Source organism: Mesorhizobium sp. M7A.F.Ca.MR.362.00.0.0, assembly GCF_004023175.1.
Lineage (GTDB): Bacteria > Pseudomonadota > Alphaproteobacteria > Rhizobiales > Rhizobiaceae > Mesorhizobium.
This window is the reverse complement of sequence record NZ_RZTF01000251.1, coordinates 1-9,549: the sequence shown is the minus strand read 5'-3', so window position 1 is coordinate 9,549 and position 9,549 is coordinate 1. Positions and strand designations below refer to the sequence as shown.

9 protein-coding genes are annotated in these 9,549 nt (G+C 62.9%); 3 read left to right on the top strand and 6 right to left on the bottom strand.

The window, feature by feature from the left end:
• On the bottom strand, positions 1-1,004 hold a 1,004-nt coding region (locus EOC06_RS25225), incomplete at its 3' end, for an NAD(P)-dependent oxidoreductase (protein ID WP_164898725.1).
• 142 nt (positions 1,005-1,146) lie between these two features.
• Positions 1,147-1,863 carry a gamma-glutamylcyclotransferase gene (locus EOC06_RS25220; protein ID WP_127270190.1) on the bottom strand — a complete coding sequence of 239 codons (717 nt, stop codon included), beginning with the start codon at positions 1,861-1,863 and terminating at the stop codon, positions 1,147-1,149.
• A 164-nt stretch (positions 1,864-2,027) separates the two neighbouring features.
• Between EOC06_RS25220 and EOC06_RS25215 the strand changes: the two genes are divergently transcribed.
• Complete coding sequence (locus EOC06_RS25215; RefSeq protein ID WP_128309065.1) at positions 2,028-2,792, top strand: VOC family protein; 765 nt, start codon at positions 2,028-2,030, stop codon at positions 2,790-2,792.
• Between the two features lie 72 nt (positions 2,793-2,864).
• Here the strand turns inward: EOC06_RS25215 and EOC06_RS25210 are convergent, their stop codons facing one another.
• On the bottom strand, positions 2,865-3,353 hold the full coding sequence (locus tag EOC06_RS25210) for a hypothetical protein (RefSeq protein WP_206631254.1): 489 nt from the start codon (positions 3,351-3,353) through the stop codon (positions 2,865-2,867).
• Between the two features lie 196 nt (positions 3,354-3,549).
• Here EOC06_RS25210 and EOC06_RS25205 point away from each other — a divergent pair, with 196 nt between their 5' ends.
• The gene (locus EOC06_RS25205; protein ID WP_127270196.1) at positions 3,550-3,942 is read left to right on the top strand and encodes a DoxX family protein; all 393 of its coding nucleotides are present in this window, start codon (positions 3,550-3,552) and stop codon (positions 3,940-3,942) included.
• Between the two features lie 110 nt (positions 3,943-4,052).
• Here the strand turns inward: EOC06_RS25205 and EOC06_RS25200 are convergent, their stop codons facing one another.
• Together EOC06_RS25200 and EOC06_RS25195 are read right to left on the bottom strand one after the other, a co-directional pair.
• Positions 4,053-6,479 carry an FAD-dependent oxidoreductase gene (locus EOC06_RS25200; protein WP_128309063.1) on the bottom strand — a complete coding sequence of 809 codons (2,427 nt, stop codon included), beginning with the start codon at positions 6,477-6,479 and terminating at the stop codon, positions 4,053-4,055.
• A gap of 57 nt (positions 6,480-6,536) precedes the next feature.
• Positions 6,537-8,075, bottom strand: coding sequence for a trimethylamine methyltransferase family protein (locus EOC06_RS25195; protein WP_164898724.1), 1,539 nt, complete (start codon positions 8,073-8,075; stop codon positions 6,537-6,539).
• A gap of 215 nt (positions 8,076-8,290) precedes the next feature.
• Between EOC06_RS25195 and EOC06_RS25190 the strand changes: the two genes are divergently transcribed.
• A complete protein-coding gene (locus tag EOC06_RS25190; RefSeq protein WP_023813211.1) occupies positions 8,291-8,881 on the top strand; it encodes a transglycosylase SLT domain-containing protein in 591 nt (196 codons plus the stop codon).
• A 392-nt stretch (positions 8,882-9,273) separates the two neighbouring features.
• Here EOC06_RS25190 and EOC06_RS25185 read toward each other — a convergent pair whose 3' ends face one another.
• Positions 9,274-9,492, bottom strand: a complete 219-nt coding sequence (locus tag EOC06_RS25185; protein ID WP_127270554.1) for a CopG family transcriptional regulator — start codon at positions 9,490-9,492, stop codon at positions 9,274-9,276.
• Positions 9,493-9,549 lie beyond the last annotated feature (57 nt).

The window sequence follows — 9,549 nt, the reverse complement described above, 5'->3', positions numbered from 1 at the left end:
AGCCAGTGGCGGATGGTGACGCCATTGGCGGCGGCCAGATCCTGCTCGAACTCGGACGCATTCATGTGCTCCTGGCCGCGTCGGTAGCAGATCGTCACCTCCTCGGCGCCGAGCAATTTCGACTGCACGGCCGCGTCGATCGCCGTCATGCCGCCACCGATGACGACGACGCGGCGGCCAACCGGCAGGCCGGAAAGGTCGCTGGCCTGGCGCAGCTCGGCAATGAACTCGACCGCGTTGATGACGCCGTCGGCGTCCTCGCCATCGGCACGCAGCGCATTGACGCCGCCAAGGCCCATGCCGAGAAACACCGCATCGTAATTGCGGATCAGATCCGACAGCTGATAGTCGCGGCCGAGGGCCTTGCCGTTCTGGATGTCGATGCCGCCGATCGCGGTCACATAATCGACTTCGGCCTGGGCGAAATCGTCGACACTCTTGTAGGCGGCGATGCCGTATTCGTTGAGGCCACCGGCCTTCGCGCGCGCCTCCAGAATGGTCACGTCATGGCCGTGGCGGGCGAGCCGGTGCGCGGCGGCAAGGCCGGCCGGCCCGGCGCCGACCACGGCGACAGTCTTGCCGGTCGGCTCGGCGCGCGGATAAAACTGCTTGTTCTCGCTCATGGCGACATCGGTGGCATAGCGCTGCAGGCGGCCGATCTGCACCGGCTTGCCTTCCGCCACTTCGCGCACGCAGACTTCCTCGCACAGCGTTTCGGTCGGGCAGACGCGGGCGCACATGCCGCCCAATATGTTCTGGTCGAAGATGGTCTTGGCCGAACCGATCGGATTGCCGGTCGAGATCTGGCGGATGAACAGCGGAATGTCGATCGAGGTCGGGCATGCATTCATGCACGGCGCGTCGTAGCAGAAATAGCAGCGATCGGATTCGACCAGCGCCTCGTGGTGATCGAGCGGCGGATGCAGGTCGGAAAAATTATCCGCATACTGGTCGGCCGAGAGCCTGCCGCCCGCAATGCCTTCCCTGAATTGGCCTTCTGGCATCGTCAGTTCCCCATGTTTTCTTTTGAGGAAGGCTAGCACGTTTTATTTTTTTATCAATTGGTCAATTTTCGGCGCAAGTCTCTGAAAAGGCTGGATAATAACATGATTTTTTTACTCATGTTATCGGAGGCCGAGGCTGCTTTCACAGTGCGAGCGAATGGCCGGGTTCAAGCTTACAGCCATGAATGGTCTTGACCTCCTCTGCGACCAGCTGCTGCAGTCGCCACAGATTGCGGTCATGGATGCCGAACGCCTCGAGGTGGCTGACCGTGTTGTAGAGATATTCGGCGCCGGATCCGATATGCCCGCAGGCTCTGGCCAGCACGCTCGCCACTCTGTCCAACGGCTGGTTCAGCGACGTTCCCCTGCCCTTCACGCCGACCCAGAAGCCGAGCGCGCGCAGCGTGCCTTGCGGCGTATGCACCGGCAGCCACCGGACCGTCTCGATGCTTTCGTGGTCGCTGATTTCGCGCCGCAGCAGCCTTTCGACCTGCGCCGGCTTTTCGCCCTCCGGCAAGCGATAGATCACGCCGTTGCAGCGTCCGCCCCGTTCGAGCGCCATCATCAACCCAGGCTGCTCGGCACTGCCCCGCCAACGCACCATGTCGAGGCAGAAAGAGCGGTGCCAGCCAAAGGCCGTGGCGAGCTGTTGCTCGACCGACTCGAATTCCGGCTTCCAGATCAGCGACCCATAAGCGAACACCCATAGCGGCCCCTCATCGGCTTCATTGGACAGCCGCAAGGCAAGGTCTCGAAAGTCCTCGTCGTTCATGTCTGTCCAGCTCGGGTCCGGGCCGGGATCGGCCTCCTCCCGATGGCACAGTGCGACAAGCTCGGGCGTGAGCGACATCAAGCGCATGAACGACAACCCTTCATAGCCATAGAGAAATCGAAAACCGCTGGGTGCGCAACCAGGGAACGCTTGGCACACACACCCATTGTTTTCCGGGCGGTGTCGGATTCCCGTCGTGAGGATCGTCCTATGATGGACGACGATCACGTATGAAAGGTGAGGAGACCGAAATGCCAAAAGCCCCGATGCCCTTCTTCTGGTACGAATTGATGACATCAGATCTCGATGCCGCCGAGGCATTCTACACCCAAGTCATCGGCTGGACGGCGCAGCCCTTCGACAAGGCGCCCGGCATGCCGCGCTATGTCGTCATGAATGTCGGCGAACGTGGCGTCGGCGGCCTGATGACCTTGCCCGAGAATGCCGCCAAGATGGGCATGCCGCCCGCCTGGCTCGGCTATATCCACACCAGGGATGCCGACGCTGCCACGGCATCGCTGGAGAAAGCCGGCGGCACCGTTCACCGCCAGCCCGACGACATTCCGGGCGTCGGCCGCTTTGCCGTCGTCGCCGATCCGCAAGGCGCGACCTTCATGTTCCTGCAGCCGAACGGTCCCCGACCAGCCGGCACGCCGGGCCACATCGGCTGGCACGAGCTTTATACGAGCGACTGGAAAGCCGCGTTCGATTTCTATTCCGAGCAGTTCGGCTGGGTCGACGCCGGCGATTTCGACATGGGCCCGATGGGCACTTACCAGACCTTTACAGCCGGCCCCGAATCCGGCGGCGGCATCATGAACAAGCCCGAGCAGATTCCGGTCCCGGTCTGGCAGTTCTATTTCAATGTTGCGGCCATCGATGCGGCGGCCAAACGGGTCACCGACAATGGCGGCAAGATCCTGATGGGGCCGATAGAGGTCCCCGGCGGCAGCTGGGTCGTGCAGTGCCAGGACCCGCAAGGCGCACACTTTGCCTTGATGGCGCCGGTCCGCTGACCGCGATAAGGCACCGCTGACACAAAGCGCCGGCTTCGGACCACCGATGAAGACGCCCTGCCTGGCGCCGTCTCATTCCGGCGCCAGCACCGCGACCTTCAGCTCTGCTTTTTTCGCACCGCTGAACTGAACGGTGGCCGGGCCAGGCGCAAGCTTGAAGCGCACGCTCTTGCGGATGCCAGGGCATGTTTTCACGCCACTATAGCCCGCCGACTTGATGGCCTGGCCATCCTGAATGACATCGATCCAGGCCTCGCCCGAGAGACTTATCTGGATGGCTCCCTCGGACGGCACCTCCACGCTGGTGACGGCCCCAAACGTGTCCGATGCCGGCGCACGTTCGGGCGCCACTGCAAAACCCGCTTTCTCTACCGGCACCAGCGCCAGGTCCGCAGCCGCACCAACCGCCAGCGCCGCTCCTGACGGCGTTGCCGGTGCTGCGGCAAACAGGGTCTGCTCCCGCGTCACCGGCCACTTGAACGCCTCACAGCCGGCGTCCTCGGCCATGGCGAAGCTGGTGCCTGCGAGTATCGCGAAAAGGCTGATGACGACTTTTTTCATGGCAAAGGCCCCACACATTCAGGATTGTTGTACACGCATCAATACAACCATAGAGATACTAATGCAACCTTGGCGAGAAAAATTTAATGGGAATTGGGAACATTCCAATCACCGATTGTTGACGGCAGGCCATGCGAAGTGAATGGTCATTCCTGGGCGATAATCTATGGCCGGGCGGATTGAAAATGGAGTCATTATGAAGCTTTTCGAAAGCCTCTCCAGATACCAGCCGCAGGCGCTCGGCGTGTTGCGCATCATGACCGCGCTGCAGTTCATCGAGCATGGCAGCCAGAAACTGTTCAACTTCCCCGTCAGCGCCGATCCCCACGCCCTTTCCGGGCTGACCATGACCGCCGGCATCCTCGAATTCGCCGGCGGCATCCTGCTGGCGCTCGGCCTGTTCACGCGGCCCGTAGCTTTCCTTCTGGCCGGCGAAATGGCGATCGCCTATTTCATGGCGCACATGCCGCGCGACTTCTTCCCGGTCAACAATGGCGGCGATTCGGCGATCTCTTTCTGCTTCATCTTCCTCTATCTGGTGTTTGCCGGCGCCGGCGCCTTCGCGCTGGACAACCGCCGCAGCGCCTGACGCCCAGAAGAAGGGGCGTGACTAGTGCATGTCGCCCAAAGTGCCCAGCGGTTTTGGGACACGACATGCACAAACAGGAATCTGAAGCGCATCGGCGAAGCCGAAGCGCTTCAGGCACGCATCCGTTCGAAATTGGCGTCGAAAAGCGGCACCGCCTGAATGCGCGCCGCATGACGCTTGCCCAGCAGCTCGATTTCGAAGCCGTCGCTCTCATCTGCGATCTCCTTCGGCACATAGCCGACGGCGACGGACTTCTTCGAATGATGTGCATAGCCGCCCGACGTCACCCAACCGCGCACGGCGCCATCGAACCAGATCGGCTCGTCGCCAATGACATCGGCATCGTCGGCATCGACGATAAAGGCGCGCAGGCGCAATTTGCCGCCCTGCCTGCGCTCGGCCAGCGCCGCGGCCTTGCCGATGAAATCGGCGTCCTTGCCGTAAGCAACAAAGCGGTCGAGCCCCGCTTCCAGCGGCCCGTAGATCGGCCGGTACTCGCGCCCCCATGAGCCGTAATTCTTGTCCAGCCGCAGCGCATTGAGCGCGCGCGAGCCGAAGAGGCCGATGCCGAATTCCTCGCCCGCCGCCATCAGCGCTTGATAGGCGGCGCGCTGGTATTCCGGCGCCACCCAGATTTCGTAGCCGAGATCGCCGGTATAGCTCACACGGCCGACCAGGCACGGCGCCATGCCGATATCCATCCGGCCAATGGCCATGAAGGAAAATGCCGCGTTGGAGACATCCGAGCGCGTGGCCTTTGCCAGCACATCCCGCGCCTTCGGGCCGGCGATCGACAGACCGGTGAGCCTCGCGCCCAGCGCTTCGATGCGGACCGATCCATCGTCAGGCAGGTGCTTCTCGAACCAGCGCATGTGGTATTGCTCGGCGATGCCGGAGCCGGCGAGGAACCAGCCATCCTCCCCCAGATTGGCCAGCGTGAAGTCGCCGATGAGCCTGCCGTCCTGCTTCAGCATCGGCGCCAGCGTCATGCGGCCGGGTTTCGGCAGTTTGCAGGTAAGCATCCGGTCGAGCCAGGCGGCCGCTCCCTCACCCGTCACCTTGTATTTGGCGAAGCTCGAAATCTCGGACAGGCCGACACTGTCACGTACCGTCGCGACCTCCTTGGCGACCTGCGTGAAGTCGCTCGAGCGGCGCCACGAGAACTCGTCCTTGACGCCTTCCGGCGCGTACCACAGCGGCACTTCCAGCCCATAGGCAACGCCCCATTGCGCACCCCCAGCAGACAGCAGATCATAGATCGGCGTCGTCTTCAGCGGCCGCCCGGCGGGCAGCTCCTCATTGGGGAAGCGGATCGAAAAGCGCCTGGAATAATTCTCGCGCACCTTGGCGTTGGTGTAGGCCATCGTCGCCCAGTCGCCATAGCGCGCGACATCCATCGCCCAGATATCGGCGCCGGGATCGCCCTCGATCATCCAGTTCGACAAAGCAAGGCCGACGCCGCCGCCTTGCGAAAAACCGGCCATGACACCGCAGGCGACCCAGAAGCCCGGCAGGCCGCGCACCGGCCCGACCAGCGGGTTGCCGTCAGGGGCGAAAGTGAAGGGGCCGTTGATGATCTGCTTGATGCCGGTGTTCTGGAAGGCGGGGAAATGGCGGAAGCCGACTTCCAGAGACGGCGCGATGCGGTCGATGTCCGGCTCCAGCAATTCATGGCCGAAATTCCATGGCGTCTGGTATTCGGACCACGGCTTGTTGGCCTTCTCATAGGTGCCCATCAGCATGCCGCCGCGCTCCTGGCGCAGGTAAAGCTCGCCGTCGAAATCGACCGCGTGGATGATCTCGGTGCCGGTCTTGGCATTCCAGGCGGCGACCTCAGGCATGTCCTCGGTGATCAGGTACATGTGCTCCATGGCCAGCACCGGCAGTTCGAGACCAACCATGCGGCCGACCTCGCGCGCCCACAGGCCGCCGGCATTGACGACATGCTCGGCCACCACCTCGCCCTTGTTGGTGATGACGCGCCATAGCCCGTCGGGCCGGCGCACGATGTCCTCGACCTTGGTGAAGCGCTCCACTTCCGCCCCAAGTTTCCGCGCGGCCTTGGCATAGGCATGGGTAACGCCTGAGGGATCGAGATGGCCGTCCTCCTTGTTCCTGACGGCGCCGACGAACTGCTTGGGATCGAGCAGCGGCATCAGCTCGGCCGCTTCGTTGGGCGAGATCTCCTCGAGCTCGATGCCGAGATAACGGCCCTTGGCGACGACGCCGCGCAGCCAGTCCAGCCGCGCCTCGGTTGCCGCCAAAAGCACGCCACCGGTCAGATGCACGCCGGTCGCCTGGCCGGAAAGCTCCTCGATCTCCTTGTAGAGGTTGATCGTGTATTTCTGCAGCTTGGCGACGTTGGGGTCGCCATTGATGGTGTGCATGCCCCCGGCCGCGTGCCAGGTCGAGCCGGACGTCAATTCGTCGCGCTCCAGCAGGACAACATCGGTCCAGCCGTGGCGGGCGAGATGGAACAGCACGGAGCACCCGACGACGCCACCGCCAATGACCACGACCTTTGCATGCGATTTCATGAGTTTTGCTCTGTTATCAGTGAGTTGGATGGGTGAGTGGATTCAAGCTGGGAGGCATCACGGCTCGCCCTGCCCGATCGCTTCCTTGCGCCTGGCCATGTAAGCCTCCAGCGCCTCGCGCACGGCGATATCCATCACCGGCTCGACATAGTCTTCCAGCGCCTTCTTCCACAGCCGCGTCGCGCGCGCCGTCGCGTCGAGCCCGCCGGCTTCCTGCCAGGCCTCGTAATTCTGCCAGTTGGACAGCATCGGCTGGTAGAAGGCGGTGGCGTAGCGCTCCAGCGTGTGCGGCTCACCGAAGAAATGGCCGCCGGTCGGCACCGCGCCTAAAGCCTCGACGGCAAGCTCGGCCTCGTTGACCTCGATCGGGCGCAAGAACTCCATCATGTGCTGGATCATCTCGACATCGATGATGAGTTTTTCGAATGACGCCGTCAGCCCGCCCTCCTGCCAGCCGGCGGCGTGGTAGACGAGGTTGCCGTGGCCGAGCACCGCGCCCCACAGCGCCATCAGCGTCTCATAGGCGCCCTGCGCATCGGCGGCGTTGGAGGCCGAGCCCGGCGTCGTGCGGTAGGGCAGCCCGTAGCGCCGCGCCAGTTGCCCCGAAGCGATGTTGGCCTTGGTGTTCTCAGGCGTGCCGAAGGCCGGCGCGCCCGACTTCATATCGACATTGGAGGTGAAGGCGCCATACATGACCGGCGCGCCCGGACGGACAAGCTGCGTCAGCACGACGCCGAACAGCGCCTCGGCATTCTGCTGCGCCAGCGCGCCGGCCAGCGTCACCGGGCTCATCGCCCCCATCAGCGTGAACGGCGTCACCGCCACCGACTGGCCGAACTCGGCCATGGTCATCAGGCCCTCGGCCATCATCTCGTCGAAGCGGCGCGGCGAGTTGACCGAGATGATCGTGGTGATGCCGGGATCGTCGCGCATCTGGTCGAGCGTCAGCCCGCGCGAAATCGCCATCATCTCGATGCCGTCAAGCGCCCTGCCCCGGCCGATAGCCGAGACATGGAAACTCTTGTCGGTCAGCGTCAGATTGGTGAAGTAGGTGTCGAGATGGCGGGAGTTTGCCGGCAGCTCCACCGGTGCGCAGACCTGGTTGCCGAGCATGTGGATGCAGTTGAAATGCTGCGCCAACCGGGTCAGATCCGAATAGTCGCGCAAATTGCCGGCACGGCGGCCGCGCTCCATATCGTGCACATTCGGCGGCCCGGCAACGAGCGTGAAATTGATGGTGTTGCCGCCCAGATGAACCGCGTTGGCCGGATTGCGCGGCGTCAACACATAGCTGGACTGCGTGGTCTTCAGCACGTCTTCGATCAGGCCGCGATCGATGCGGACATTCGCCGATGCATGATCGACCCTGGCGCCAGCCTTCTCGAACAGCGACAGCGCCCGCGGGCTCATCACCTCGATGCCGAAATTCTCCAATATGTGCATCGACGCCTGGTGGATCTGCTCGATCTGGTCGGGCGACAGCATGGCCATTGGCGGATAGGGATTTGTCACCCGCCTGAGCGGCAGTTGCGGGATGGCCGACGGGCCCCTGTTGCTGGTGCGCTCGGCGCCGCGTTTGCGTCTTGGTTCGTTCATGCCCGGCATCAAAGCCCCGGCAAACCGGGCAAGCTGTCGGAAATACGCCGTTTGCGGGCGTGATTTTAGCCACGGCGGCATTTCTGTAATATCTATTTAGAGAAAGCGACGAAATACGTCGGATTACTGACACAAATTCCCTCAAGGACTGCTCGGGCGAAGCGTTAACGGACGCTGCAAGATTCCCTTTATGATTTCGGCCTATTGCTGCGCCAATGCGTAGTTCGAGTTTTAGTAAAATTGGTGCGGTTTGCGTGCTGCTGGCGCTTTCGGCCTGCGCCACGCCGCCCAGCCACATCAACAATGTCTGTGCCGTCTTCGACCAGAATGACGGCTGGTTCGACAACTGGCAGTCGGCCGCCGAGCGCGCCCAGCAGAAATACGGCATCCCCGTTCCCGTGCTGATGGCGACGGTGCGCAAGGAATCCGGTTTCAAGAGCAATGCAAGGCCGCCGCGCACCAAGCTGCTCGGCTTCATTCCGTGGAAGCATGTCTCGTCGGCCACCGGCTTCTCGCAGGCGTTGGACGGCACCTGGTCGCAATATCAGCGCGAGACCGGCAACTGGGCGGCACGGCGGACGAAATTCGCCGACGCCGTCGATTTCGTCGGCTGGTATCACTCCAAAACGGCAGACACGTATGGCGTCGCCCGCAACGACACCTACAATCTCTATCTCGCCTATTATCTCGGCTGGACCGCCTATGGCCGCGGCAACCGGGGCGATGCAGGCGTCCAGGGCTATGCCCGGGCCACCGACAAGATGGCGCGGGACTATGCGCAGCAACTGAGCGAGTGCGGGAACTGAACTAATTCCGGGCATGAGCATTTCAACCACCCGCTGATGGACGGCATGCCTTGCCGACTAGCGGCAAACGCTCATCGCTTCGTCATCCACGGGCGGAGCAAGGAGCGCAGCGACGCAGCGCAGACCCCTGGAGCTGCTCCGCAGCCCAAGGGATCCATGCCGCGACTTCAAATCGCCGCCGCGGGCAGAAATTGTGCTCCGCTGCGCCCTCGGCTGAGGTCGCGGCATGGATCCCAGGGTCTCCGCGACGGAGCTTCGCTCCTGCTACGCCCTAGGATGACGAAGTTTGGGGAGGCTCCAGCCAATCCCGAATGCCAGCGATGGTCCACCGAGGGAAGACATCTTGCTCCCGACAGATCCCCAACCCTGCCAGATCCTCTGTTCCAGCGCGGCTAGTCGCGAAGCGCATTGACCGTTTCGAGATCGACCATCGGCCCGCCGGGCCGCGACGAAAGCAAGGGAATGCCGTTACGCTCACCGCCCGCCTGCGGCGGACGCAGCGAACGGCGAACCAGATCGGAAATGACTTCGCCCACACTGCGATCCTGCTGCCGCGCCATAGCTTTGGCGGCAAGAAGGACATCGTCATCGATTGCAAGTGTCGTTCTCACAATTCGCCCTCCCTCCAAGCATCAAACATCACGCATCACATGGCGCAGCATATGAAA

What these genes read in the sequence shown, in the direction of transcription:
- EOC06_RS25190 (WP_023813211.1), top strand. Translation starts at nt 8,291, where the DNA reads ATGCGTAGTTCGAGTTTTAGTAAAATTGGTGCGGTTTGCGTGCTGCTG.
- EOC06_RS25220 (WP_127270190.1), bottom strand. Translation starts at nt 1,863, where the DNA reads ATGCGCTTGATGTCGCTCACGCCCGAGCTTGTCGCACTGTGCCATCGG.
- EOC06_RS25195 (WP_164898724.1), bottom strand. Translation starts at nt 8,075, where the DNA reads ATGAACGAACCAAGACGCAAACGCGGCGCCGAGCGCACCAGCAACAGG.
- EOC06_RS25210 (WP_206631254.1), bottom strand. Translation starts at nt 3,353, where the DNA reads ATGAAAAAAGTCGTCATCAGCCTTTTCGCGATACTCGCAGGCACCAGC.
- EOC06_RS25200 (WP_128309063.1), bottom strand. Translation starts at nt 6,479, where the DNA reads ATGAAATCGCATGCAAAGGTCGTGGTCATTGGCGGTGGCGTCGTCGGG.
- EOC06_RS25205 (WP_127270196.1), top strand. Translation starts at nt 3,550, where the DNA reads ATGAAGCTTTTCGAAAGCCTCTCCAGATACCAGCCGCAGGCGCTCGGC.
- EOC06_RS25215 (WP_128309065.1), top strand. Translation starts at nt 2,028, where the DNA reads ATGCCAAAAGCCCCGATGCCCTTCTTCTGGTACGAATTGATGACATCA.